Source organism: Alcanivorax sp. HI0007, assembly GCF_001635525.1.
In the GTDB taxonomy this organism is placed as follows: Bacteria; Pseudomonadota; Gammaproteobacteria; order Pseudomonadales; family Alcanivoracaceae; genus Alcanivorax.
The window spans coordinates 1-24,000 of record NZ_LWEJ01000237.1 but is presented as its reverse complement, the minus strand read 5'-3'; the positions used below and the strand labels follow the sequence as shown (position 1 = coordinate 24,000).

General features: G+C 60.0%; 21 protein-coding genes. 9 read left to right on the top strand and 12 right to left on the bottom strand.

What is annotated here, in order from left to right; all coding sequences use genetic code 11:
• Positions 1 to 72: 72 nt before the first annotated feature.
• Positions 73 to 1,548 carry an AAA family ATPase gene (locus A3714_RS11530; protein WP_063509340.1) on the top strand — a complete coding sequence of 492 codons (1,476 nt, stop codon included), beginning with the start codon at positions 73 to 75 and terminating at the stop codon, positions 1,546 to 1,548.
• Positions 1,535 to 2,566, top strand: a complete 1,032-nt coding sequence (locus A3714_RS11525; protein ID WP_063509339.1) for an AraC family transcriptional regulator — start codon at positions 1,535 to 1,537, stop codon at positions 2,564 to 2,566. The genes A3714_RS11530 and A3714_RS11525 overlap by 14 nt, the downstream gene beginning before the upstream one ends.
• Here A3714_RS11525 and A3714_RS11520 read toward each other — a convergent pair.
• From A3714_RS11520 to dsbD, 12 genes are all read right to left on the bottom strand, one after another.
• Positions 2,505 to 5,300: a hybrid sensor histidine kinase/response regulator gene (locus tag A3714_RS11520; RefSeq protein ID WP_063509338.1), complete on the bottom strand. Its 2,796-nt coding sequence runs from the start codon at positions 5,298 to 5,300 to the stop codon at positions 2,505 to 2,507. The genes A3714_RS11525 and A3714_RS11520 overlap by 62 nt on opposite strands.
• Entirely contained in the window at positions 5,272 to 6,327 is a 1,056-nt protein-coding gene (locus A3714_RS11515; RefSeq protein ID WP_062815924.1) for a cyclic nucleotide-binding domain-containing protein, read from the bottom strand. Before A3714_RS11515 ends, A3714_RS11520 begins: the two co-directional genes overlap by 29 nt.
• Before the next feature lie 82 nt (positions 6,328 to 6,409).
• The gene (gene purD, locus A3714_RS11510) at positions 6,410 to 7,696 is read right to left on the bottom strand and encodes a phosphoribosylamine--glycine ligase (RefSeq protein WP_063509337.1); all 1,287 of its coding nucleotides are present in this window, start codon (positions 7,694 to 7,696) and stop codon (positions 6,410 to 6,412) included.
• Between the two features lie 111 nt (positions 7,697 to 7,807).
• The gene (purH, locus tag A3714_RS11505; protein WP_063508534.1) at positions 7,808 to 9,376 is read right to left on the bottom strand and encodes a bifunctional phosphoribosylaminoimidazolecarboxamide formyltransferase/IMP cyclohydrolase; all 1,569 of its coding nucleotides are present in this window, start codon (positions 9,374 to 9,376) and stop codon (positions 7,808 to 7,810) included.
• Positions 9,377 to 9,467: 91 nt separating this feature from the next.
• The gene (fis, locus tag A3714_RS11500; protein WP_062815927.1) at positions 9,468 to 9,749 is read right to left on the bottom strand and encodes a DNA-binding transcriptional regulator Fis; all 282 of its coding nucleotides are present in this window, start codon (positions 9,747 to 9,749) and stop codon (positions 9,468 to 9,470) included.
• Between the two features lie 44 nt (positions 9,750 to 9,793).
• Positions 9,794 to 10,834, bottom strand: coding sequence for a tRNA dihydrouridine synthase DusB (dusB, locus tag A3714_RS11495; RefSeq protein ID WP_063508533.1), 1,041 nt, complete (start codon positions 10,832 to 10,834; stop codon positions 9,794 to 9,796).
• Positions 10,835 to 11,054: 220 nt separating this feature from the next.
• Complete coding sequence (locus A3714_RS11490; RefSeq protein ID WP_063508532.1) at positions 11,055 to 12,257, bottom strand: zinc-ribbon and DUF3426 domain-containing protein; 1,203 nt, start codon at positions 12,255 to 12,257, stop codon at positions 11,055 to 11,057.
• A gap of 126 nt (positions 12,258 to 12,383) precedes the next feature.
• The gene (gene prmA / locus A3714_RS11485) at positions 12,384 to 13,268 is read right to left on the bottom strand and encodes a 50S ribosomal protein L11 methyltransferase (RefSeq protein ID WP_063508531.1); all 885 of its coding nucleotides are present in this window, start codon (positions 13,266 to 13,268) and stop codon (positions 12,384 to 12,386) included.
• Between the two features lie 166 nt (positions 13,269 to 13,434).
• Positions 13,435 to 14,784: an acetyl-CoA carboxylase biotin carboxylase subunit gene (gene accC / locus A3714_RS11480; protein ID WP_062815930.1), complete on the bottom strand. Its 1,350-nt coding sequence runs from the start codon at positions 14,782 to 14,784 to the stop codon at positions 13,435 to 13,437.
• 12 nt (positions 14,785 to 14,796) lie between these two features.
• Positions 14,797 to 15,255: an acetyl-CoA carboxylase biotin carboxyl carrier protein gene (gene accB / locus A3714_RS11475; protein WP_063508530.1), complete on the bottom strand. Its 459-nt coding sequence runs from the start codon at positions 15,253 to 15,255 to the stop codon at positions 14,797 to 14,799.
• 3 nt (positions 15,256 to 15,258) lie between these two features.
• Positions 15,259 to 15,699 carry a type II 3-dehydroquinate dehydratase gene (aroQ, locus tag A3714_RS11470; protein WP_062815932.1) on the bottom strand — a complete coding sequence of 147 codons (441 nt, stop codon included), beginning with the start codon at positions 15,697 to 15,699 and terminating at the stop codon, positions 15,259 to 15,261.
• 231 nt (positions 15,700 to 15,930) lie between these two features.
• Positions 15,931 to 17,802, bottom strand: a complete 1,872-nt coding sequence (dsbD, locus tag A3714_RS11465; protein ID WP_063508529.1) for a protein-disulfide reductase DsbD — start codon at positions 17,800 to 17,802, stop codon at positions 15,931 to 15,933.
• A gap of 147 nt (positions 17,803 to 17,949) precedes the next feature.
• Between dsbD and A3714_RS11460 the strand changes: the two genes are divergently transcribed.
• Genes A3714_RS11460 through A3714_RS11430 form a run of 7 tightly spaced genes read left to right on the top strand, consistent with a single transcriptional unit; the run spans position 17,950 to position 23,861 of the window.
• Positions 17,950 to 18,393: a TlpA disulfide reductase family protein gene (locus tag A3714_RS11460; protein ID WP_063508528.1), complete on the top strand. Its 444-nt coding sequence runs from the start codon at positions 17,950 to 17,952 to the stop codon at positions 18,391 to 18,393.
• Complete coding sequence (locus tag A3714_RS11455; protein ID WP_063508527.1) at positions 18,390 to 18,617, top strand: DUF4266 domain-containing protein; 228 nt, start codon at positions 18,390 to 18,392, stop codon at positions 18,615 to 18,617. The genes A3714_RS11460 and A3714_RS11455 overlap by 4 nt, the downstream gene beginning before the upstream one ends.
• Positions 18,618 to 18,627: 10 nt before the next feature.
• Complete coding sequence (locus A3714_RS11450; RefSeq protein WP_063508526.1) at positions 18,628 to 19,896, top strand: DUF3570 domain-containing protein; 1,269 nt, start codon at positions 18,628 to 18,630, stop codon at positions 19,894 to 19,896.
• A 25-nt stretch (positions 19,897 to 19,921) separates the two neighbouring features.
• On the top strand, positions 19,922 to 20,842 hold the full coding sequence (locus A3714_RS11445; RefSeq protein ID WP_231866024.1) for an FAD:protein FMN transferase: 921 nt from the start codon (positions 19,922 to 19,924) through the stop codon (positions 20,840 to 20,842).
• Positions 20,823 to 21,488, top strand: coding sequence for a response regulator (locus tag A3714_RS11440; protein ID WP_063508536.1), 666 nt, complete (start codon positions 20,823 to 20,825; stop codon positions 21,486 to 21,488). The genes A3714_RS11445 and A3714_RS11440 overlap by 20 nt, the downstream gene beginning before the upstream one ends.
• Positions 21,485 to 22,825, top strand: coding sequence for an ATP-binding protein (locus tag A3714_RS11435; protein WP_063508525.1), 1,341 nt, complete (start codon positions 21,485 to 21,487; stop codon positions 22,823 to 22,825). The genes A3714_RS11440 and A3714_RS11435 overlap by 4 nt, the downstream gene beginning before the upstream one ends.
• Positions 22,826 to 22,853: 28 nt before the next feature.
• Positions 22,854 to 23,861, top strand: coding sequence for a DUF2333 family protein (locus tag A3714_RS11430; protein ID WP_063508524.1), 1,008 nt, complete (start codon positions 22,854 to 22,856; stop codon positions 23,859 to 23,861).
• Positions 23,862 to 24,000 lie beyond the last annotated feature (139 nt).

Genomic DNA, 24,000 nt, shown 5'->3' with positions numbered 1-24,000 from the left:
GTGGCGCTACAAAACAGTGTCAGTCTTCATGCTAGCATAGCGCTGACAGTGACCTGTGAAGAATGATAACAAATGAGTGACCTGAACGACCTGAAAATGCTGCTGGAATCCCGCTACCCCATCGTGGTCATCGAGACCTGGGAGGAGTTGCGGGCGCTGGACCTGATACGCCGTCTGGGGATGCGTGAGGGGCGACCGGTGTTTGCCTGGAATGTGGTGGATGGTCTGCGGCGGCTGGAGTTTGAAGATGCCCCCAGTCAGAAACACACCGTGGAACCGGATGCGCTGCTGGGACAGATTCGCGGTACCAATGAACCGGGCATCTACGCCCTGTGCGATCTGCATCCGTTTCTGAAGGACGAGCCGCGTCATACCCGGTTGCTGAAAGAGATCGCCCTGCACCATGAACGGTTGCACCACACCCTGGTGTTGATCAGCCACCAGTTTTCCATTCCCCCGGAGATCCGCCGTTATTGCACCCGGTTTTCCCTGTCCATGCCCGACGAGAAGCAGCTGGAACACATCGTTCAGGATGAGGCCCGTCGTTTCAAACAGGAGAAAGGCGAGCGAGTGCGGGCAGACCGAGCCTCGCTGGATCGTCTGGTGCGCAATCTGCGCGGTTTGAGCGTGGAGGACGCCCGCAAACTGGCCCGGGGTGCCATTATCCATGATGGAGCCATCACCGAGGCGGACTTGCCGGACATCAACAAGGCCAAGTTTGCCCTGATGGAAATGGACGGCGTCCTCAGCTACGAGTACGACACGGAAAGCTTCGCCAGCGTGGGGGGACTGCAAGGGCTGAAGGACTGGCTGGGGAAACGGGAGAAAGCGTTTCATGGCCAGAATGGGATCGACAGCCCCCGCGGCATCATGCTGGTGGGCGTGCAGGGCGGGGGCAAGAGCCTGGCGGCCAAGGCGGTGGCCGGGTTGTGGGGTCTGCCGCTGCTGCGCATGGACATGGGCGCCATCTACAACAAGTTTTTCGGTGAGTCCGAGCGTAACGTGCGCGAGGCGCTGGAGCTGGCGGAGACCATGTCACCCTGTGTGTTGTGGATCGACGAAATCGAGAAGGGCATCGCCGTGGGTGACAATGATGGCGGTACCTCCCGGCGTGTGCTCGGCACCCTGCTCACCTGGATGGCGGAAAATAAGAGCCAGGTGTTTCTGGTGGCCACGGCCAATGATATCGAACGGCTGCCACCGGAACTGATTCGTAAGGGCCGTCTCGACGAGATCTTCTTTGTGGACCTGCCGTCGCCGGCGGTTCGCGAGGTGATTTTCCGGATCCATCTGGAAAAACGCGGCCTGTCAGCGGATCGGTTCGATTTGCCTGCCCTGTCTGAGCACAGCGACGGGTTTACCGGAGCGGAAATCGAGCAGGCCGTGGTGGCCGGTCTCTACAGCGCAGGGGCTGCTGACGGGGTCCTGGATCAGGCGCTGCTGGAAGCGGAACTGGCGGCCACCGTGCCGCTGTCAGTGACCATGGCAGAATCCCTGGCGCGCCTGCGTCAGTGGTGCCAGGGCAGGGCGGTCCATGCCGGTGCTTGACCCCGGCCTGGCCGGGTCCGACCAGAGCCTGAGCGCTGCCTATGTGGATGCGGTGTTGCCACCGCTACTGGCGCATTACGGTTTGTCCCGGGACGCGGTGTTGCAGCAGGCCGGGCTCAGCGAAGCGCCATTCTCTGAGCCGGGACAATTGTTGCCACTGGTGGATGTGCTGCGACTGTTTCTGGTGATCCTGCAGGCCAGTGGCGATGCGGGCCTGGGTTTCGAAATCGGCAAGCGGGTGAAGCCCCGCTCCTATCAGGTGCTCGGTTACGTGATTCTGGCCAGCCGTGATCTGGGTCAGGCCATTGACCGGTTGATTCGCTTTGAAAGCCTGTCCGGCAAGTTGGGGGAGACACGGCTTTCTCACCATGGAGACAGGGTCCGCCTGAGCTGGCAATGCCCTCTGGCCGGTGAGCCCGCCCGTTATCTCACCGAGGCGGCCGTGACCGGTTGGGTGGCGTTCATGCGCCCGTTGATAGCCCGGGAGCTGGCCCCCAGTCAGGTCTGCTTTCGGCACGGGGCCCCGGATGATGAACAGCGTTATCGGGCATTTTTCGATGCGCCGGTGGGGTTCTCGGCAGACTTCGACGGGGTGGAATTGCCCGCGGAGTATCTGGCGTTGCCGCTGGAATCGGCGGATCCGGGGTTATCGCTGATGATGGAGCGGGAAGCCCGTGACCTGCTCGCCGATTTCGACATCAATAGCAATCTGGTCAGTGCCGTGCGTGCACGGATTTACCAGCAGCTGGCGGATGGGGAGCCGTCGCTGGAATCCGTGGCGGACAGTCTGGACATGGCGGCCCGCACGCTCAGCGCCCGGCTGGCACGGCGCTCACTGCGCTTTGCGGACATTCTGGACGGTTTACGTCAGAGTCTGGCGGAGTTGTATCTTCAGGATTCGGCCCTGTCGCTCACCGAGATCGCACTGTTGCTGGGCTTTGCCGAGTCCAGCTCGTTCAGTCGGGCATTTCGTCGCTGGCGAGGGACAAGTCCGAATCAGTGGCGTCGGGGCGGGTAAAGCGCACTAGGGTTTCCCGGAGCAAGTTCAGCTCCACCGGCTTGGGCAGGTGGGCGTTCATGCCCGCCGCCAGGCTGCGCTCCTTGTGTTCGCGCAGGATATGGGCGGTGAGCGCGACGATAGGGACCGCCGGCAGGCCCTGCTTCTGCTCGAACTGGCGGATGCGCCGGGTGGCTTCGAAGCCGTCCATCTCCGGCATTTCGCAATCCATCAGGATCAGGTCATAGCGGTGTTTTTCTGCCAGTGACAGGGCTTCCTGGCCATCCGAGGCAATGTCGGCTTTCAGGCCCAGCTTGCCAAGCATGCCGCGAATCACCTTCTGGCTCAGGTAATGGTCTTCTGCCACCAGGATGCGCAGTTGCGGGTCCGGTTTGTGCTCGGTCTTGCCGGGAACCGGTCGATGGCCCTGACCCAGCTCCTCGGCCAGTACCTGACGCAGGCGAGGGGAGGAAACCGGTTTGGACAGCACACGGTGGATGCCCACGTTGCGGGCCTGGGTCGCACTGGGTGCCAGACTGACACCGGTCAGCATCACCAGCACGGTGGGGTGCATGATCACCGGGTCTTCATGGATGCGGGCGGCCAGTTGCATGCCGTCCATGCCGGGCATGTTGTGGTCGAGCACCACCACGTCGAAAGGCTCGTTGATGTTGGCCTGGGTTCGCAGGGAGGCCAGTGCTTCGCGGGGATCGTGGCAGGCAGTGACCCGCATTCCCCAGGACAGGGCATGGTGACGAAGCACCCGGGTCACGGTGCTGGAATCGTCCACCACCAGCAGGCTTTTCCCTTCCAGGGTACGGGTATCCACCATGGCTGGTGGGGGAGCCTCGCTGGTTTCTGCCGGGAGGGGAACCACAAACCAGTAATGGGCGCCGCGCTGGTCCTGCAGGGTGCCCATGCGACCTTGCAGGGCTTCCACCAGCTGTTCTGCAATGGCCAGGCTCAGATGACTGCTTTCCGGCTGGTTTTGGGTATTGCGCAGGCGTTTGAGGATGTCGTCGTTGAGGGCGCTGCCGGAGAAGCCGAAGCGAACCCGGTCTGCCTGGCCGGTGGGCTCCATGGACACATCCACCACCAGTTCTCCGTGGCTGCCATGGCGTACCAGGGCGCCCATCAGGTTGGTGAGGATCTGCCGTAGCCTGCCGGCGTCGCCAATCACCCGGGTGGGGACATTGGTGTGCACATGGGTGATCAGCTCAATCTGCTTTTCCTCGGCCTTTTCCTTGAACAGGTCTATGGCTTCCATGACCAGATCATGGATGTCCAGGGCGCTGTGGTTGATGTCTGTGCCCTGGGTAGAGAGCTGGGAGTGCTCCAGCACATCATTGATGATGCGCAGCAGGTTGTCGCCGGCATTCTGTATGGCGCCCACGCACTCGCGCTGGTTGGGTGTCAGTGGGGTGTCGCCAAGGATTTCCGCCATGCCAAGGATGCCGCTCAGCGGGGTACGAATGTCATGGCCGATCCGGGACAGGGTTTCCCGGCGAGTGCTGTCCACGGTCTCGGCAATGGCTTCTGAGCGTTTTCTTTCGATCTTCAGGCGTGCCTGCTGGCTGTATTGCAGTCGCAATCCGATCCCCAGGGTCACGGCCTCCAGCACCGTGGCTCCCAGTAACCACTGGGGCAGTTCCGCCCCGGTCTGCACTACCCCCAGGCACGCCAGGCATACCACCAGGGCCGGGATGCTGATCAGCAGGGAGGTGAGAAAAAACAGTCCTCCCCCGGTGATTTCCCGGTGCCAGGCGGTGTAGCCCATGGTGAGCAGAAACAGGGTGGCCAGGGTGACCAGAGCAAAGCTGATGTAGCCGGCGGCGGCCAGCGGCAGCATGATGGTCAAGGGCAGATTGATCAGGGCCAGTACCTGCAGCAGGCGGGTAGAGTATTGTAGCCAGCCGGTCTGTTCGGACAGGTTGAAGAAGCTGCGCGAGAGGCCGTTCGCCGACCACATGGCCAGCATCATGCCGGCAAAAAGCAGCCGCGGGTGCAGCAGGTTGTTTTCACTCAGGTCCCCGGGCAGCAGGTCCGCCAGGGTCAGCCCGATCATCAGGATGCTGAGGATAAAGCCGCAGTGGTAGTAGTAAGTGGCGCCGCCACGCAGGGCGCCCACAATCAGGTTATAAAATGCCAGCATCAGCAGGGCGCCGGCCAGCAACATGTAGATTGTGTTTTGCTGTTGCTGGGTCTGAAGCAAGCCGTTGACGGTGGTCAGTGTCAGTCCGTAAGTCAGGTAGGCCCGGGGAGGCAATTGCAGATAGACAAGCTGGGTGTCGCCGGTGGGCAGGTCTATCCGGAAGCTGCTGCCGCGACCGCTAATGCGCTGCTGGGGGGCCAGTTGGCGGTACCCCTCGTTGCCATCCGGCAGGTAGAGGGTTGCTGCCGGATTGCCACGCAGATGCAGGGCGAAGGTGTTCTGGTTGCCCAGCTCGTTCTTGATGGCAACGCGCACCCACCAGTGTCCATTGCGGATACCCAGACGCTCGATATAGCGGGTGGCCGGCTGGAAACCGGCCGTGGCGGGATGTTGGCTGACTGCCTGGATATCCAGCTCACCGGAGGGGTCGCGCAGGTACTCGGAGTAGATGGTAATGCGGGCCTGATCCGGCAGGCTGTGGATCACAAAGGGGGGCGGCGGTTCCGGGTTGGCCCGACAGAGGCTGCCAACCATGGCCAGCAGAAGAATCAGCGCTCCTCTGAATAAAAACGAATCAGGCCACTTCCGTTGGTTCTTTTGCATCCGTCGCTTTTCCCCGGTCCAGCACATAGGCGTTGAGGCCTGCTTCCGAGAGGATATAGGCTCCCAGCTCACTACGTCGACCATCACCGCACACCACATAGAAAAAATCCTTTTCCAGCGTGTGCACTTCGCGGCGCAATTCGTTGAGTGGCAGGTTGCGGGCACCGGGGGTGCGGTCGTGGCGAAACTCCATGGGCAACCGCACATCCACCAGAATGCAGGCGGTTTCCGCTTCCAGCACCATGGTGTCCAGCTCATCCTCACTGAGGTGGCGAATGACCGAGTCTTGCAGGATGGATTGAAAGTCCTTCTTGCCAAGGCACATCAGGGTGCCGTCACTGGTCATGGTAATGGTGGCGTTGCGGGGGCTGTCGCTGATCAGGGCGTCTTCACCGAAGAAGCGACCGGCGGAGAGGGCTGCCAGGGTTTCCTGTTTGGCGCCTTTGGCGCGGGTGACCATGGCCTTGCCCTGCTTGATCACGAAGAAGGTATCGCCATCCTCGCCCTCGCGCACCACCGTTTCGCCGAGCTGCACTTCCCGTTCCTCGAATTTCACGAACAGGCTGTGAATCATGGCCGGCGGGATGGCGGAAAACAGCTCTGAAGACAGCAGCGCATCCATCCAGTCCCGCTCGCTCTCGTCATCATCCTCGTCGAGCATGGATTCGGCGGCCTGGGTCCAGGTCATCAGCAGATCCAGCTTGTTGCGGTCGATGGCGTAGAGGGTCGTGGTTTCCGCGCTGATGGCGTTGATGGTGTGTTCCGGGTAATTGTCCAGCGCCAGGTAATTCTCGTCATCGTCGGCGGTAAAGTGCCGCACCTGGAAGCTGGCGTCGGTCAGGTCCAGGGCGCCTTCCACCAGAAAATAGGCCTTGTCACTGGTCTGGCCACGTTTGAACAGCAATCGCCCCGGACCGATCTTGATGACGTCGATCTGGCCCTGGATTTCCTTCAGGTGTGATTCGCCCAGGCAGTCAAAGGGAATGAAATTCTCGAGACGAGACATGTCGGCGACGACATCGCTCATTGCTAACCCCCGGCAGTATAAACGTGCAGCATTGGTGGATGAGCCCTGCCGGGCTCACCCTTACTTCTTAGTTGCTACTACTTTATGACTTTTCGCGGGCCACTGCACGGTAACCGATGTCTTTGCGGTGGTAGGCGTTGCGCCATGTGATCTGTTTCACACCGGCATAGGCGTTGGCCTGGGCTTTACCGACGGTGTCGCCGACACCGGTCACGCAGAGTACCCGGCCGCCGCTGGTGACCACCTGGCCGTCTTTCTCGGCGGTGCCAGCATGGAAGACTTTGACGGTGTCGGAATCCGCCTGGTCCAGGCCGTCGATCACGTCGCCCTTGTCGTAGCTGTCCGGGTAGCCGCCGGCGGCCATGACCACACCCAGGGTGGGGCGCGGGTCCCACTGGATGTCGGCCTGGTCCAGCTTGCCGTCCAGGGCCGCCAGGCACAGGGCAGCCAGGTCGGATTGCAGGCGCATCATGATCGGCTGGGTTTCCGGGTCGCCGAAGCGGCAGTTGTATTCGATGACCTTGGGGGCGCCTTCCGGGTTGATCATCAGCCCGGCGTAAAGAAAGCCGGTGTAGGGCATGCCCTCGGCGGCCATCCCTTCCACGGTGGGGGTGATCACCTCGTCCATGATGCGCTGGTAGACCGCATCAGTGACCACCGGCGCCGGGGAGTAAGCGCCCATGCCGCCAGTGTTGGGGCCGGTATCGCCGTCGCCGACGCGCTTGTGGTCCTGGCTGGTGGCCATGGGCAATACGTTCTTGCCGTCCACCATGACGATAAAGCTGGCTTCCTCGCCTTCCAGAAATTCCTCCACCACCACGCGGTGGCCGGCGTCGCCGAACTTGTTACCGTCCAGCATGTCGCGCACGGCGTCTTCGGCTTCTTCCAGAGTCATGGCCACAATCACGCCTTTACCGGCGGCCAGGCCATCGGCCTTGATGACGATGGGGGCACCCTGTTCACGGACATAGGCCAGGGCCTCGTCCATGTCGGTGAAGTTGCCGTAGGCGGCGGTGGGGATGTTATGGCGAGCCAGGAAATCCTTGGTAAAGGCTTTTGAGCCCTCCAACTGGGCGGCGAGCTTGCTGGGGCCAAAACACTTCAGGTTGTTGCCCTGGAAGGTATCCACCAGGCCTTCCACCAGCGGCGCTTCCGGCCCGACGATGGTCAGGTCGATGCCGTTGTCCTTGGCGAAGGCCAGCAGGGCAGGCTGGTCCAGCACGTCGATGGCTACGTTTTCCACCCCGGCTTCCCGGGCGGTGCCGGCATTGCCGGGTGCCACGAACACTTTGTTTACCTGCTCAGCCTGAGCCACTTTCCAGGCCAGCGCATGCTCGCGGCCACCGCCGCCAATGATCAGAACTTTCATTGAGGTTACTGCCTCTTCTGACGTTGTCTCTATTGGAGACGGGTCAGACGTCGGACGTCGGACGCTAACCCGGTTTTGTCGTCAGACGTCCGACTTCAGACGTCCGACCGCTTAATGTCTGAAATGACGCATGCCGGTGAAGACCATGGCCATGCCGGCTTCGTCAGCGGCGGCAATGACTTCTTCGTCGCGGATCGAGCCGCCCGGCTGGATCACGCAGCTGATGCCTACCTTGGCGGCATTGTCGATACCGTCGCGGAACGGGAAGAAGGCGTCGGAGGCCATCACCGACCCTTCCACCTGCAGCCCGGCATGCTCGGCCTTGATGGCGGCAATGCGGGCGGAGTTGACGCGGCTCATCTGGCCGGCGCCCACGCCCACGGTCTGGCGGTTCTTGGCGTAGACGATGGCGTTGGATTTGACGAACTTGGCCACTTTCCAGGCGAAGATCAGGTCGTGCATCTCGGCTTCCGTAGGGGCGCGCTTGGTGACCACTTTCAACTCGCCTTCGGTGATCATGCCGATGTCGCGGTCCTGTACCAGCAGGCCACCGTTAACGCGCTTGTAGTCCAGGCCTTCTGTCGCCGGGCCGTCGATCTTGCCACACACCAGTACCCGTACGTTTTTCTTGGCAGCGGTAATGGCCAGTGCCTCATCGGTGGCAGACGGGGCGATGATTACTTCCACAAACTGACGATCGACAATGGCCTGGGCGGTGGCGGCATCCAGCTCGCGGTTGAAGGCGATGATGCCGCCGAAGGCAGATTCGGTATCCGTTTCGAAGGCCAGGTCGTAAGCCTTGCCTATGCCGTCCAGGCTAACGGCCACACCACAGGGGTTGGCGTGTTTGACGATCACACAGGCGGGCTTGGTGAAGGACTTCACACACTCCAGCGCCGCGTCGGTGTCGGCGATGTTGTTGTAGCTCAGTTCCTTGCCCTGCAGTTGCTTGGCCGTAGCAATGGAGGCCGGTGCCGGATTGCGTTCGGTGTAGAAGGCCGCTTTCTGGTGCGGGTTCTCGCCGTAGCGCATGTTCTGGGTCTTTTCGAAATTCAGGTTGATGGTGCGCGGGAAGTCGTCATTGTTTTCACCGACTTTCTTGCCGAAGTAGTTGGCAATGGCGCTGTCGTAAGCGGCGGTGTGTTCGAAGGCCTTGATGGCCAGATCGAATCGCAGGGTGTCGGACAGGGCGCCGTTGTTGGCTGCCATGTCGTCCAGAACGCGCTGGTAATCTGCAGCGGCGGTCACAATGCCGACGCTGGCATTGTTCTTGGCGGCGGAACGTACCATGGTGGGGCCGCCAATATCGATGTTTTCGATGGCGTCTTCCAGGGAGCAATCCGGGTTGGCCACGGTGGCCTCGAACGGGTACAGGTTGACCACCACCAGATCAATGCGGCTGATGTCGTTGTCCGCCATTACCTGCTCGTCCTGGCCGCGACGGCCCAGGATGCCGCCGTGCACTTTCGGGTGCAGGGTCTTCACCCGGCCGGCCATCATTTCCGGGAAACCGGTGTAGTCGGAGACTTCGCGTACCGCGATGCCCTCGTCCTGCAGCTTCTTGTAGGTGCCGCCCGTGGAGAGGATCTCCACGCCTTGCTCGGCCAGGGCCTTTGCAAATTCGACGATACCTGTCTTGTCGGAAACACTGATCAGTGCACGTTCAACCGCGTTGCTCATGGGGTTTCACCAAGTTACGTTCTGGAATAAGTGGTTCATTTAAAAACAAAAAAAGGGCAGTAAGGACTGCCCTTCATCTTCGCGGTCGTGCTTACAGCAGACCGTACTGCTTGAGTTTCTTGCGCAGGGTGCCACGGTTCAGGCCCAACAGCTCGGCGGCCTTGGTCTGGTTGCCGCGGGTGTACTCGAGCACTTTCTCAAGCAGCGGAATTTCCATTTCCGCCAGCACCATCTGGTAAAGCTCACTCACCGGCTCGCCGTCCAGCTGGTTGAAATAATCGTTTAACGAACGTCGCACACAATTGCGCAGGGTGTCGTGAGTTTCACTGCGCGCAATGGTCAGGTGCGGCTTTCGTGCTTCAGCGGTGTTCATTTCAGTAAGTGTCCGTGCAGCGGCTGTGTTAACTGAAGAAAGGGTCATGCGGCCAAGGCTCCGTTTTTCTTCCGGGCAGACACCTCGCCATAGCGACCGAAGCGTACCCGGTCGGTAGTGGCGTTTATCTGTTGGAAAAACTGCTCGATTGCCAACCGTTGATCGGTGGCATTTTCCAGTGTGTTAAATCCGCGCCGGAAGTCTTCCCCACCGGGCAGGTTTTGCGTGTACCAGCCCAGATGTTTACGCGCGATACGCACTCCCATGAACTCTCCATAGAACTGGTGGAGTTCGGCGAGGTGCTGTTGCACGCAATCGTGGACTTCCGTTACTAACGGCGCTGCGGCTAGCGAGCCGTGCTCGAGGTAATGCAGGGTATCCCGGAAGATCCACGGGTTCCCCTGTGCAGCGCGGCCGATCATGATACCACCCGCGCCGGTGGATTCCAGTACCCGTTTAGCTTTTTCCGGGCTATCCACGTCACCGTTAGCCATAACGGGAATATTGACTGCGGCCACCACCCGGGCGATGGAGTCATACTCGGCGTCGCCGTTGAACTTGTCCGCGCGGGTGCGGCCATGGATGGCCAGGGCCTGGATGCCCGCCGCTTCGGCGATGCGAGCGATCTCCACGGCGTTGCGATGATCGCGATCGGGGCCGGTACGAATCTTCAGGGTTACCGGTACGTCCACAGCAGCGACCACCGCATCCAGGATGCGGGCCACCAGCTCCGGGTCGGCCAGCAGGGCGGAACCTGCGGCGCGTTTGCACACTTTCTTTGCCGGGCAGCCCATATTGATATCAATGATCTGGGCGCCATGATCCACATTGGCGCGGGCCGCGTCGGCCAGCATGGCCGGCTCGCCGCCGGCAATCTGCACCGACACCGGCCCGGGCTCACCACTGTGGTCCAGTCGTTGGCGTGACTTTCGAGAGTTCCACAGACGGGTGTCCGAGGTCACCATTTCCGATACCAGCAGGCCGGCACCCAGATCCCGGCACAGGCGCCGGAAAGGACGATCCGTGACGCCGGCCATGGGGGCCAGAATCAACGAATTGGGTAAGGTGTATGGGCCGATTTGCATAGGGGCGGAATGGCATGTGTTTAAGGGGGGCTAATGATAGTGAGCGGCGCGCGGGGATGAAAGGGCGCAGGGTAAAAAATGCGCAATTTCGGGCTCAGGCGGGTGCGGTGGTGTTATCTGAGTGGTTAGTTGCGAGGAGCGAGGTACGAGTCTCGAAAGGCAAAACCGGTTTGGCTTTTCGAGACTCGTACCTCGTTACTCGCTGATCGGGTCAGGGCCGCTATCGCTGGCTCACCCGTTCCTTGGCATCCACGGCTGGCAGCAGGCGCAGGTTATAGTTCACCGCCTGCTCGCCCGGATCGACAATTTCCAGGGAGATGTGCAGCGGAGTGTTCACCGGCATGGCCTCCATGTTTGTCAGATCTCCCCGGAGATATTCCGCCGGGCTGAAGCGACGGCTGGCGACGGGATCACCATTGAGGGCGCTGAAGCTCAGTTCCAGTTCCGGAAACGGCTGCGGGTAACGGGCTTCGTTGAACAGGATGGCGTCCACGATCAGGGCGTTGGTGTAGTCGGGATGGCTGCGGACGACCAGATTGGCACCGCGCAGTTTACTGATATCCGTGCGGTTGGGCAGCCGGCAGCCCAGCACGCCGCAGGCCTGTTGGTAGAGGGGGCGCCATTGTGGGGTACGGGCCAGATCATCGAAATTGAAGTAGGCGTATTGTGCTACCAGTACCATCAGGGCCAGGGCTGACAAACCTCCCCATTTGAGCATCCCCGTCCAGTCGTGTTGCTGGCGGAAGGGCGTATCACGCTCACGTACCGGCTGCGACAATGGGACCGGTTCTTCGGTCAGGTCGTCGCCAAACAGGTCCAGGCCGCCGAACAGGCTGTCATCCTCGTCATCCTGAGGCGGTTTGGGGGCCGGTTTTTTCTTGGCCTGCGGTGGTTGTGCCGCGGCTTTCGGCGGGCTGGCCTGGCTGTCCCGGGGGGCAAAACTGGCGGGTTGGCTGGCGGTCTGTTTCGCTGGCGGATCGTCTTCGTTTTCCAGTTCCTTGAGCAGGGCCTCGGCCCAGGCCTCATCCGCATTGTCGTTATGACTGGCGCGGCCAGCGCCCTGCATGTCGGAAAAATCTTCCCCGAGCCCGGAGTCGGCGGCATCTTCATCCAGATTGATGAAGGAGTCGCTCAGCTCCATACCTTCAATGCTGAGGCTGGAGGTGGCCCCGTCATCGTCATCATCGAACGTCTGCCGAGAGTCTTCGCTGGCGTTGCCTGGATTGCTTTCCAGGGCGCCTGCCCAGCGATCGTCGGCGGCGTCCTGTTTGGCCGGGGGGGCATCAATCAGGTAGTCACTGGCCTGAAAAATCTGCAGGCAGGAGCCGCAGCGTACCGCGCCGCGGGCCTGCTTCAGGTGTTCTTCGGTGATCTTGAACTGGGCTGCACAGTGTGGGCAGCGGGTTTTGTATTGGGCGGCCATGGCTTTCGCCTGATTGTTATTGGTGATGAGACGCAACACGCTGCACGCAGCCCCTAAATCCAGATAACGCGTGCAGATGAGTCAGGTATGTTTTACAGAAAAAGCGGGACAGCCCGCAAGGACCTGTCACTCAGTTTTACGTCGTACTCCGTCGATTCGCACCCAGTCACCCTGTTGGGTGGTGGGATTCAGGTCGAACCAGGGGGTGTAGGCGGCCCGCACCGACTCCGCCTGTTCGGCAAGAATGCCGGATAGTGCGAGGCTGCCGCCGGGGCGACAATAACCGGCCAGTTGGCCAGCCAGGTCTATCAGCGGGCCGGCCAGGATGTTGGCCACCAGTACGTCGCAGCGGTAGTCTGCGGGCAGATTCTCCGGCAGGTAGAGGCTGAGTCCGTCGGCGACACCGTTGTTGCGGGCATTGTCTTCGCTGGCGGTCAGCGCCTGGGGATCGATGTCGGTGCCGGTGGCATTGCCGGCCCCCAGCAGCAGGGCGGCGATGGCCAGCACCCCTGAGCCACACCCGAAATCCAGTACGGCCTTGCCGGTCAGGTCGGCCTGGTCCAGCCATTCCAGACACAGGGCTGTGGTTTCATGGGTGCCGGTGCCGAAGGCCAGCCCCGGATCCAGTTTCAGATTTACCGCCTGGGGATCCGGCGATGCACTCCAGCTGGGGACGATCCACAGCCGTTCACCAAAGCGCATGGGCGCAAAATCATCCATCCAGGCCCGTTCCCAGACCTGATCATCCAGCGTTTCGTGATGATGGGCCTGGGCCTCCAGCCCCTGTTGTTGCAGGGCGGCGAGGATCAATGCCGGGTCACGGTCCGCATCGAACAGGGCGCTGACCACGGTGTTCTGCCACAGGGGGCGAGCACCGGGCGGTGGCTCGAAGACTGGCTGATCGGCGCCGTCGGTGAGCGTAACCGCGCAGGCGCCCATGTCTTCCAGTGCGGATTGAAAGGCATCCGCATGGGCTTCGGTGGTGGCAAGGTGGAGCTGGAGCCAGGCCATGTTGTCGCTTCGCTCTAGTTAATAGTGAATAGTTAACAGTTAATAGCTGCGCGAGAAAGGAGGTCGTCGTTCAGAACGGATGAGGCCGCGCACAGGGTCTGGGCGCGGCCTCGGAGATAATATAACAGCTAATGGTGAACGCGAGCTATTCACTGTTCATTGTTAACTATTCACTGCTTCCCAGTTTTTTCTCGAGGTGGTGAATATCCACGCCGCCGGCAATGAAGGCCTTGTCCCTGAAGATCTTGTTGCGGTGCAGTTCCACATTGGTCTTGATGCCCTCCACCACGATTTCGTCCAGCGCATTCTTCATGCGCGCAAAGGCGATCTCGCGGTTTTCGCCCCAGGTGATCAGCTTGCCGATCAGGGAGTCATAGTAGGGGGGCACGGTGTAGCCACTGTAGATATGGGAGTCCACACGGACGCCGTTGCCACCCGGCGCGTGGAAATAGGTGATCTTGCCGGGGCAGGGGGTGAAGCGGACCGGATCTTCCGCGTTAACACGGACCTCGATGGCATGCCCCTGGAAGGTGATGTCTGACTGTTGCAGCTGCAGGCCTTCGTCGCTGGCGATGCGCAGTTGCTCCTTGACGATGTCGACACCGGTGATCATTTCGGTCACAGGGTGCTCTACCTGTACACGGGTATTCATCTCGATGAAGTAGAACCCTTCATTTTCGTACAGGAATTCGAAGGTGCCGGCACCCCGGTAATTGATTTCCTTGCAGGCGTTGACGCAACGCTCGGCCACTTCATCTTTCAGGTGTTGGGGAATGCCCGGCGCAGGGGCTTCTTCCACCACCTTTTGGTGACGACGTTGCAGGGAACAGTCCCGGTCGCCCAGATGGATGGCATGGCCGGCGCCATCCGCCAAGACCTGCACTTCCACGTGACGGGGTTTCTGCAGGAACTTTTCCATGTAAACGGTGGCGTCACCGAAGGCATTCTTGGCTTCAGAGCGGGTCAAGGTGATGGCATTGAGCAGGTGCTTGGCGTCTTCCACCACGCGCATGCCACGGCCGCCGCCGCCGGCAGCGGCCTTGATGATCACCGGGTAGCCGATCTTCTCGGCCATGGCCAGGGAGGCATCGCCGTCGTCACCCAGGGGGCCATCGGAGCCGGGCACGGTGGGAACGCCGGCTTTCTTCATGGCTTCAATGGCGGCGACCTTGTTGCCCATCAAACGGATGGTCTCCGCCTTGGGGCCGATAAAGGTGAAGCCGGAGCGTTCCACGCTTTCGGCAAAATCCGCATTTTCGGCGAGGAAACCGTAACCCGGGTGAATGGCGTCGGCGTCGGTGACTTCCGCCGCACTGATGATCGCCGGGATGTTCAGGTAGGACTCGGTGGACGAGGCCGGGCCGATGCAGACCGCTTCGTCGGCCAGCCGCACGTGCATGAGATCCCGGTCAGCCTTGGAATAAACCGCCACGGTGCGAATGCCCAGCTCCTTGCAGGCACGCAGGATGCGCAGGGCGATTTCGCCGCGGTTGGCAATGACAACCTTTTCCAGCATGAGATGCCTCCGTTAAACGATGGAGAACAGAGGCTGATCGAATTCAACCGGTTCGCCGTCTTCCACAAGGATGGCATCAATGGTGCCGGACTTGTCCGCTTCGATCTGGTTCATCATCTTCATGGCTTCGACGATGCATAGCACGTCGCCGGCCTGGACCTTCTTGCCCACCTCGACAAAGGAGGAGGCGCCCGGTGACGGGGAACGGTAGAAGGTTCCGACCATAGGTGAGCGAACCAAATGGCCACTGGGGGTATTGTCGGCCGGGGCCGGCGCTTCGGCGGCAGGAGTCTGCGCCGGAGCGGGCGCCGGTGCAGGTGCCTGCGGAGCCGCATAGTAGTGCGCGGGCGCCGCAGGGTGACGGGAGCCGCGGCTGATGCGCACGGATTCTTCCCCTTCACAGATCTCCAGCTCTTCGATGCCGGATTCTTCCAGCAGCTCAATCAGTTTCTTGATCTTGCGAATATCCATGTATTAACCATCCAGTTGTTCAAGGGCGGCGGTCAGCGCCAGCGTGTAGCCGGTGGCGCCGAGCCCGCAGATCACGCCCCGGGCAATATCAGAAAAATAGGAGTGATGGCGGAAGCTTTCCCGAGCATGCACATTGGAGAGGTGCACCTCGATAAAGGGGATGTCCACCGCCAGCAGGGCGTCACGCAGGGCCACGCTGGTATGGGTGAAGGCCGCCGGATTGATAATGATGAAGTCGATGCCCTCGGTGCGGGCATCGTGGATCCGTTCAACCAGCTCGTATTCCGCGTTGCTTTGCAGGTGCTGCAAGTGGTGGCCGGCATCGCTGGCCTGGGTCTGCAGTTGCTGGTTGATATCGGCCAGGGTGACATGGCCGTACTTGTCCGGCTCACGGGTGCCGAGCAGATTCAGGTTTGGGCCATGTAAGACCAGAATGGAAGCCAAAACGGGTCCCCCCTGGGGAATTTGTCGTTATCTACCGTGAACGTGCAGGAAATGCACCGGTTATCCCGGTGTTTCTGGCACTTGTGCAATACTAGGGGGAAATCATGACAGAAAAAAGGGTTTTACAACATTCGTTACAAGTTGCCGGAAGATGCCGTGCAATCGGTACTGTTTCACGATTTTTGGTTAGGCGGAGCTCCTACGGCAAGGGCATGGGGTCGTGGAGGGGCATCAAAGCCCCGGCATCACCCGTTGGTCCAGATGCTCCAGGAACCTCGCTGGTTTCATTTCCCCCAGTACCCGGGATTCCGGTAGCTCCGTGCCTGCCGGGGTAAAGAACACCAATGCCGGCAGGCCGAGGATGTTGTACTGCTCCATGATGGCCTGGCTGTCCGCGTTAATCTCGGTGATGTCCACCCGATAAAGGTCGAAGTCTTCCATGGCTGCCAGCACCTGGGGATCGCTGAGAGTGGTTTCCTCCAGCACCTTGCAGGCCACACACCATTCAGCAAAGAAATCCACCAGCACCGGTTTGCCGGCCCGGCGGGAATCGGCCAGGGCCGTGGTGAGATTGTCGCGGCCCAGGATGGTCTGCCAGGGGCCGTGGTCGCTGGGAGAGCTGACGGTGTCAGTCACCGGTGCCGGTTGTGTCATCGGCGCCAGGGGTTGCAGTGGGTCGTCGCCACCGCTGAGTGCCCCGACGATCATTACCGAGCCATAGAGGGCCAGCACCAGAGCGATACCCCGCTTGAGTCGGGCCATTCCCTCGCCGGCGGATTCCAGGGCGCCGAGCTGCACCCCGTAGATCGCCAGCAGCTGACCGTAAAGGCCCAGGGTAAGGGTGCCGTTGATGATGCGGTCCAGCAGCCAGATGGCGACGCCCAGCATGACCACACCAAAGAAGCGTTTGATTTCTTCCATCCACATGCCGGCCCGGGGCAGCAGGCTGCCGCCGCCGGTACCGAAAATGATCAGCGGCACCCCCATGCCCATGGACAGGGCGAACAGGGAAGCCGCACCGGTCAGGGCATCGCCGCTGGCGGCCACATAGATCAGTGCTCCGGCCAGAATCGGGGTCACACAGGGGGAGACCACCAGGGCGGAGATGGTGCCCATGATGGCGGCACCAAGCAGATTGCCCCGTTGGCTGTCGCCGGGCTGGTGCAGCTTGTTACGCAAGAAAGCAGGCAGTTGCAGCTCGTAGAGACCGAACATGGACAGGGCCAGTAACACGAAGACCACCGTGGAGGTGATGATGGCCGCCGGTTGTTGCAGCAGGACCTGAAGATTCAGGCCGGCGCCAAATACCGCAACCAGCAGCCCGGCCAGGGTATAGGGCACCGCCATGCCCAGCACATAGCTGGTGCTGAGCACAAAGCCGCGACTGGCGCTGGGTTCCTTTTCGCCGGCGATGATCCCGGAAAGGATCGGCACCATGGGGAAGACGCAGGGCGTGAACGCCAGTAGCAGGCCGCCCACGAAGAACAGGCCGATGATCAGTCCCAGGGAGCGGTCGGTCATCCACCGGTTGAAGGCGTTGGCGTCTTCGGATTGCAGAGTGCTGAGAAAACCGCCGTCATCATTGCGGGTGCTGGGGGACTCAGCGGGAGTGGCCGCGGTCGCGGCCGGGGACTTTTTTGCCGGTGCCGGATTGGCCAGCGGGATAACCTTCTTGGTGGGCGGATAGCACAGGGTGTCCTCAATACAGCCCTGGTAACGGACCTCAAGCTCGGTGGCCACCAGCGGTACGCTGCCGACCGGCAGGGTCAGGGAAAGCCGGTCGTAGTAAACCTGCACATCCCCGAAAATTTCGTCGGTCTTGTCCTTGCCGGGGGGGAGGGTGTAGTCGGCGAAATCCTCCAGCACATTTCCATTCTGGTCTCGCAAGCTGAAGCCGAAACGGTGCTGGTACAGATAAACGTCGTCGATCAGCTCGAAATCCAGCAGCAGTTGCTGGTTGTCCCAGTCGGCATCGGTTACCAACTGGATGGCTTCATCTACGGTAGGAAGGCGGTCTTCACCGAAAAAATCCTGCGCCAGGGTAGCGGAACATGCCAGCAGCAGTGTCAGGGCGAACCCCAGTCGTAGCCAGGTTTTTTGCATTAGTTACTCCTCAATCCCCAAAAGCAAAAGACGGCATCGTTTCGATGACGGAATGACCGATAAGTTTCAGGGCGGATTATTAACGGTGCCTTAAGATTGCTTTAAGGCATCCGTAGGAAGCTGTGGTCTCAATAACAGGAGAACCTTATGCGCTTTCTACGGGTACTTGTACTGCTGGCCGTTCCCTGGCTGGCCATTGCCCAGCCCCCATTTTCCCCCGAGCTGCAGGCAGACGCAAAAGTCATTTATGTGGACTTCTGGGCCAGCTGGTGCGGGCCGTGTCGGCGTTCCTTTCCCTGGCTCAATCATATGCAGGCCAAATACGGAGAAAAGGGCTTCACCGTGATTGGAGTCAACGTGGATCCCAGCCGGGAAGACGCCCAGTTGTTCCTGGACAAATACCCGGCCACCTTCCCGCTGGTGTACGACCCGGACGGCGAGCTGGCCACCCGTTACGCCCTGCAGGGCATGCCCAGCTCCATCCTGTTGGGTGCCGATGGTGAAGAGCTGTCGCGCCATATCGGCTTCTCCGAAAAGCACAAGGATGACTACGAGCAGGAAATCGTTCGGTTACTGGAGGCAAAACAATGAAAAGGCTGATCAGTCTTGTGGCCGTGATGACGGCCCTGGGTGCCCTTGCCGGGTGCCAGAACTTGGGGGTGCAACCGTGGGAGCGTGATCTGCTGGCCAAGCCGGTGATGACACCGGGGGCGGCAGACGGTCTCGATGATGCGCTGGATGATCACATCTATTTCAGCAAGGAAGCGTCCAGTGGCGGGCGCGGTTTTGGCGGCGGCGGCTGCGGCTGCAACTGAGGGACGAACCATGAAAAAAATGTTAGACGGAAAGAAGATTGGTGCGGGCCTGGCAGCGGCAACGTGTTCCCTGCTGGGGCAACCAGCCATAGCTCAGGATACCACCGATGCGTGGCAATTTGATTCTGCCGTGCTGTATTACAGTGAGCAGGACAGGGTGACGGCAGTGGAGCCCGTGGTTCGTGCCAAAAAGCAGTTCCAGGACGAGAGTGAACTGGAAATGAAATTGACCCTGGATACACTTACCGGGGCCTCTCATAACGGCGCCATCACTTCTGACAAGCCACAGACCTTTACCTCTCCTTCCGGGAACAGTTCCTATCAAGTGACCAATGAGGTTCCCCTTGATGATGCCTTCAAGGACACCCGGGTAGCCGCCAACATGCAATATACCCGTCCGTTCACCCGCAACCTGCGCTGGACCGGCGGTCTCAACTTTTCCAATGAGTATGACTTTACCTCCCTGGGGCTGAATGCCGGTCTGTTGTGGGACCTGAACAACAAGAACACCACGCTGACGTTTGGGGTGGCCCATGAGGCGGACACCATTGACCCGGTGGGTGGGTCGCCGGTCGGGCTGACTTTCCAGAGTGACGAGGACAAGACCGATGGCAGTGAAGACAAGTCGATCAATGACTTTCTGATCGGCATGACGCAGGTGATCAACCGCCGCTGGATCATGCAGTTGAACTACAACCTGTCCATATCAGATGGGTATCACACCGACCCGTACAAGATTGTCACGGTGGTGGATGCCAACGGCGATCCGCTGGAAGCGGAAAGTTTCGGCGCCAACGATATTGGTGCCGGCGACGCACAGGTTTTCGAGTTGCGACCGGATTCGCGGACCAAGAATGCCTTGTACTGGGAGAACCGTTACCACTTCAACCGGGATGTGCTGGCGGTGGGCTATCGTTTCATGTCCGATGACTGGGGTATCACGTCCCATACCCTGGATGTGAAGTACCGTTTCCAGTTCGATAACGGCTGGTACCTGCAGCCCCATGTGCGCTGGTACGACCAGAGCGAGGCAGACTTCTATAAGGAATCCATTACGGCTTCCGAGCTGACATCACTGCAGAACAGCCAGGGCGAAGTTTCGGCGGATTACCGTTTGGGTAACCTCACGGATACCACCTATGGGTTCAAGGTCGGCAAGGAGTGGGCCAACAACCAGCAGCTGAGCCTGCGGGTGGAGAGCTTCACCCAGAGTGGCGACAGCGATGCCTCGGAACTGGATGCACTCATCACTCAGGTCGGTTATACCTTCTACTGGTAACCGATTTGACGATGGTGGAGCCCGGATGAAGCAGGGCAGAGATGAAATGTACAAGGCCCTTACCCTGGAGCAGGACGGCCCCCTCTGGCGGGGCCGTTTTGTTGCCATGGCCAGCCCATGTGAATGTCTGGTCAGGGATGTTGATGAAAGCCTGGCACGTGAGGTGGCGGAGTCTGTGGCTGCGGAAGCCTGGCGCATTGAACACAAGTATTCCCGCTATCGTGACGACAATCTGGTCGCGGCAATCAATGCCGGTGATCAACAATGGGTGACGCTCGACGAGGAGACGGTCAGGTTGCTGGATTTTGCTGACCAGTGCTGGCGTCTCAGTGATGGCGCCTTTGACATCACCTCCGGGGTTCTGCGTCGCGCCTGGCGGTTTGATGGTTCTGATCAAGTGCCCCAGCCGGAACAGGTGCATGCCCTGTTGCCACTGGTGGGTTGGGACAAGGTGGAGCGGGAGGCCGGCTGTATTCGGTTGCAAAAAGGCATGGAGCTGGATCTGGGCGGTATCGGCAAGGAATATGCCGTGGACAGTGCTTTTCAGCGGGCAGCTAAACTGACTGATGCCGATCTGCTGGTGAACTTCGGCGGTGATCTGGTGGCTCGTGCTGCCACATCTCCCTGGCAGGTGGGTATGGAAGGTACCGCAAGGCCCATGGCTGGCCAGTTACAGTTCACCACCGGGGCACTGGCTACCAGTGGTGACAGCCGGCGTTATCTGCTGCGTAATGGTATTCGATACAGCCATGTGCTGGATCCGCGCAGCGGTTGGCCTGTGGCCGATGCGCCGCGTGCAGTCACTGTGTTTGGGCAGCAATGTACCCAGGCGGGGTTATTGTCCACGCTGGCCTTGCTGCAAGGCCGGGATGCGGAAACCATGCTGCGCGGTGCTGGTGTACAGTACTGGATTCAATGGGGAGATGATGCGGCTGTTACTGGTTGAAGATGATGCGCTGCTGGCGGATGGCCTGCAGCGTGCCCTCCGCGCGGAAGGGTATACCGTCGATCTGGTTGATCGTGGAGACCTGGTCTTGCCTGCGTTGGCTGCAGGCGGGTTTGAGCTGGTGCTGCTTGATTTGGGGTTGCCAGGGATGGATGGCATGGCTGCATTACGTGCCTTGCGTCAGCAGGACAAACAGATTCCCGTGATCATCATCAGTGCCCGGGATGCGCTTGATGACCGTATTACAGGCCTGGATAGCGGAGCAGACGACTATCTGGTGAAGCCGTTTTCCGCGGTGGAGCTGATTGCCCGTATTCGTGCCCGGCTGCGTCGTCGGGAAGCACCAGGTAGTGAAATACTGACGGTGGGGGATTTGGCGATTGATGCAGCCCGCTTCAGCGTGACCCGTGGTGGAGAGCCGGTCAATCTATCCCGGCGGGAAATGAGCGTGCTGCTGCAACTGGTGCGTCACCGTGGCCGTGTGCTTACCCGTGATCAGCTCGAACAAGGGCTATATGGCTGGAATGAGGATGTGGAGAGCAATGCGCTGGAAGTGCATATCCATCACTTGCGCAAAAAGCTCGGCAGCGGTCTTATCCGCACGGTAAGAGGCGTTGGCTACAGTCTCAGCGGAGATCAGGAATGACTTTCTCCATTCGTCGTTTTCTGGTTGCTTCCATCTTGATCGTGATCCTCGGTGGAGGACTGCTGCTGGGGATTCTTACCTATCGCACGATCTATCATGAACTGGATGAGCAGTACGATGCCGAACTGGTGCAGAGTGCTCACTTGTTGGCGGGTTTCTGGCAGGATGGTCACCCACCGGAGACCTCCCTTTCTGCGCTGGATAGTCAGGAATCCCGCTATCTGCGCTATTTTATCTACCAGCTATGGCAGAGCGGCAAACTGGTTTCTGCCAGTGAAGGCTCTCCCGAATCTCCCCTGGTTGCGCTCAATGAGCGGCCCCATTACGAGGAAATCAAAGGCTGGCACGCCTATTCGTTACCCCTTTCGAATAATCGCTGGCTGATCCTGGCAGAGAGTGACTATGCCCGCCATTCCATGGTGAAAAATGTGGCGGGTTCTCTGCTCGCCCCGTACTTGATCAGTGTGCCTTTCGTGATGTTGCTGGTGTGGCTGGCGATTCGTCTTGGTCTGTCGCCGTTGTCGGATCTTGCCCGCTCGGTGAGCCGCCGATCCACGGATAACCTGACGCCGTTAACGGGGGGCAAGCAGGTACGTGAATTGGAACCGGTGAAAGAGGCGATCAATGCCTTGTTGCAACGCCTGGACGCTGGTATCGAGCGTGAAAAGCGGTTTACTGCAGATGCTGCCCATGAGTTAAGGACCCTGCTGATGGTGCTGCGATTGCACGCTGAGAACGCCCGTTCTCTGTCGGATCCGCAACTACGGGACGAATCCCTGCAAGGGCTGCAGGAAGCGGTAGGGCGCGCTGAGCGAATGCTTGAGCAGTTGCTGGTGCTGGCACGGCTTGATCCTGCTCAGGGCCCACCTGAGCAGGGTGCCTGTGCAGATATCCTCAGGGTGGCAAGGGATACGTTGGCCTCGCTGGTGCCCCTGGGGGACCGTTTCAACCAGCAGCTTGTGTTGTGTCTGGAGGAATCCCTTCTGGTGGCAATGCCTGAGGAAGCCCTGCAGCTGGTGCTGCGTAACCTGATCGACAACGCCTGCCGCTATGCCTCGCCTGGCGTGATACAGGTGAATGCGGAGCGGCAGGGCCGTCAGGTCTCTATTGAAATCTCAGACAGTGGTGAGGGGTTGAGCGAAGAGCAATGGCAGCGCTATCGGGAACGTTTCAGTCGGGGGCATTCGGATAGCGATGGAGCCGGGCTGGGTTTGTCCATCGTCAATGGTCTGCTCTCTCTTTATGGCGGTAGTCTGACTTACCGTAAACGGTGTGCGCAGACTCCCGCAGCTGCTATCGTGTTACTCCCTGCCGCAACTCAGAAGCCTGGGCTATAGTAGCGGTTCGTCGATCTTGGGAGTGATCATGAGTAACGAGAAATTCACCGAAAAAATGGGCGACGCCATGCTCGACCCCCGTCATAACCGGATCTGGAAGGGCGTTCTCTGGCTACTGGGGTTGTTACTGCTGGTGGACGTGCTGCTGAGCTGGTACTGGAGTCAGGAACCGGAGCTGCGTGAATTGCCCAGCCGTGACAATGCGGTTGCCGGTGAAACCATTGCCCGGGAGCTGATTTTCGTTGCGGACACCTTGCTGTCCAAACCGGGGGGTTATCTCAGTAATGACATACTCCCGCATCGTCTTTGGATGGATAACATGCCGTCCTGGGAATACGGTGTTCTGGTTCAAGTCCGTGATTTCACCCGGGTGCTGCGTCGTGACATGAGCCGCTCCCAGTCCCAGAGCCAGGAAGACCGGGATCTGGCCATTGCCGAGCCCCAGTTCAATTTTGACGCGCAAAGCTGGGCCATGCCGGCCACAGAAAGCGAATATCGCCGCGGTATCAAGGCGCTGCAGCGTTATCTGGAACGTCTCACTGATGCCAACGAAGGCGACGGTACCTTCTATGCCAGGGCCGATAACCTCAACTACTGGCTCAACGAAGTGCAGAGCCGGCTGGGTTCTCTCAGTCTGAAGCTGAGCCAGAGTGTGGGGCGCAGTGAGCTGAATATGGATGTGGGCAGTGCCGAGTCCGTTGCCAAACCCGGCAATGAAGAAGACTTTGTGAAAACGCCCTGGTTGAAGATTGACGATGCATTTTATGAAGCGCGTGGAGCGACCTGGGCCCTGACGCAGCTGATGCGTGCCGCCGAGGTGGATTTCGCCGAAGTGCTCCGTAAAAAGAATGCCACTGTCAGCTTCCGGCAAATGGTCCGGGAACTGGAAGCTACCCAGGAAACCCTGTGGAGCCCGTTGATTCTCAACGGCGACGGCTTCGGCATGCTGGCCAACCATTCTCTGGTGATGGCCAACTATGTGTCCCGTGCCAATGCGGCACTGGTGGATCTGCGGAAGTTGTTGCAGGAAGGGTAAAAAGGCAATTAATAGTTAACAGTGAATAATTAATAGTTGCGCGCTCTGCGTCAGCTTTTACTCCAAGCAAAGAGGCCGCGCCCACAGGTTGGGCGCGGCCTCTTGCGTTTCAGACAAAACAAATCCTGTCCGCGGCGTT

Excerpts from the sequence above, each read along its gene's own strand:
- A3714_RS11460 (WP_063508528.1), top strand. The coding sequence starts at position 17,950 with ATGCGCTTTCTACGGGTACTTGTACTGCTGGCCGTTCCCTGGCTGGCC.
- A3714_RS11455 (WP_063508527.1), top strand. The coding sequence starts at position 18,390 with ATGAAAAGGCTGATCAGTCTTGTGGCCGTGATGACGGCCCTGGGTGCC.
- A3714_RS11515 (WP_062815924.1), bottom strand. The coding sequence starts at position 6,327 with ATGAGCGATGTCGTCGCCGACATGTCTCGTCTCGAGAATTTCATTCCC.
- accB (WP_063508530.1), bottom strand. The coding sequence starts at position 15,255 with ATGGATATTCGCAAGATCAAGAAACTGATTGAGCTGCTGGAAGAATCC.
- dusB (WP_063508533.1), bottom strand. The coding sequence starts at position 10,834 with ATGCAAATCGGCCCATACACCTTACCCAATTCGTTGATTCTGGCCCCC.
- purH (WP_063508534.1), bottom strand. The coding sequence starts at position 9,376 with ATGAGCAACGCGGTTGAACGTGCACTGATCAGTGTTTCCGACAAGACA.
- accC (WP_062815930.1), bottom strand. The coding sequence starts at position 14,784 with ATGCTGGAAAAGGTTGTCATTGCCAACCGCGGCGAAATCGCCCTGCGC.
- dsbD (WP_063508529.1), bottom strand. The coding sequence starts at position 17,802 with ATGCAAAAAACCTGGCTACGACTGGGGTTCGCCCTGACACTGCTGCTG.
- A3714_RS11435 (WP_063508525.1), top strand. The coding sequence starts at position 21,485 with ATGACTTTCTCCATTCGTCGTTTTCTGGTTGCTTCCATCTTGATCGTG.
- A3714_RS11530 (WP_063509340.1), top strand. The coding sequence starts at position 73 with ATGAGTGACCTGAACGACCTGAAAATGCTGCTGGAATCCCGCTACCCC.
- A3714_RS11490 (WP_063508532.1), bottom strand. The coding sequence starts at position 12,257 with ATGGCCGCCCAATACAAAACCCGCTGCCCACACTGTGCAGCCCAGTTC.
- purD (WP_063509337.1), bottom strand. The coding sequence starts at position 7,696 with ATGAAAGTTCTGATCATTGGCGGCGGTGGCCGCGAGCATGCGCTGGCC.
- A3714_RS11430 (WP_063508524.1), top strand. The coding sequence starts at position 22,854 with ATGAGTAACGAGAAATTCACCGAAAAAATGGGCGACGCCATGCTCGAC.
- fis (WP_062815927.1), bottom strand. The coding sequence starts at position 9,749 with ATGAACACCGCTGAAGCACGAAAGCCGCACCTGACCATTGCGCGCAGT.
- prmA (WP_063508531.1), bottom strand. The coding sequence starts at position 13,268 with ATGGCCTGGCTCCAGCTCCACCTTGCCACCACCGAAGCCCATGCGGAT.
- A3714_RS11440 (WP_063508536.1), top strand. The coding sequence starts at position 20,823 with ATGCGGCTGTTACTGGTTGAAGATGATGCGCTGCTGGCGGATGGCCTG.
- A3714_RS11450 (WP_063508526.1), top strand. The coding sequence starts at position 18,628 with ATGAAAAAAATGTTAGACGGAAAGAAGATTGGTGCGGGCCTGGCAGCG.
- A3714_RS11525 (WP_063509339.1), top strand. The coding sequence starts at position 1,535 with ATGCCGGTGCTTGACCCCGGCCTGGCCGGGTCCGACCAGAGCCTGAGC.
- A3714_RS11445 (WP_231866024.1), top strand. The coding sequence starts at position 19,922 with ATGAAGCAGGGCAGAGATGAAATGTACAAGGCCCTTACCCTGGAGCAG.
- A3714_RS11520 (WP_063509338.1), bottom strand. The coding sequence starts at position 5,300 with ATGCAAAAGAACCAACGGAAGTGGCCTGATTCGTTTTTATTCAGAGGA.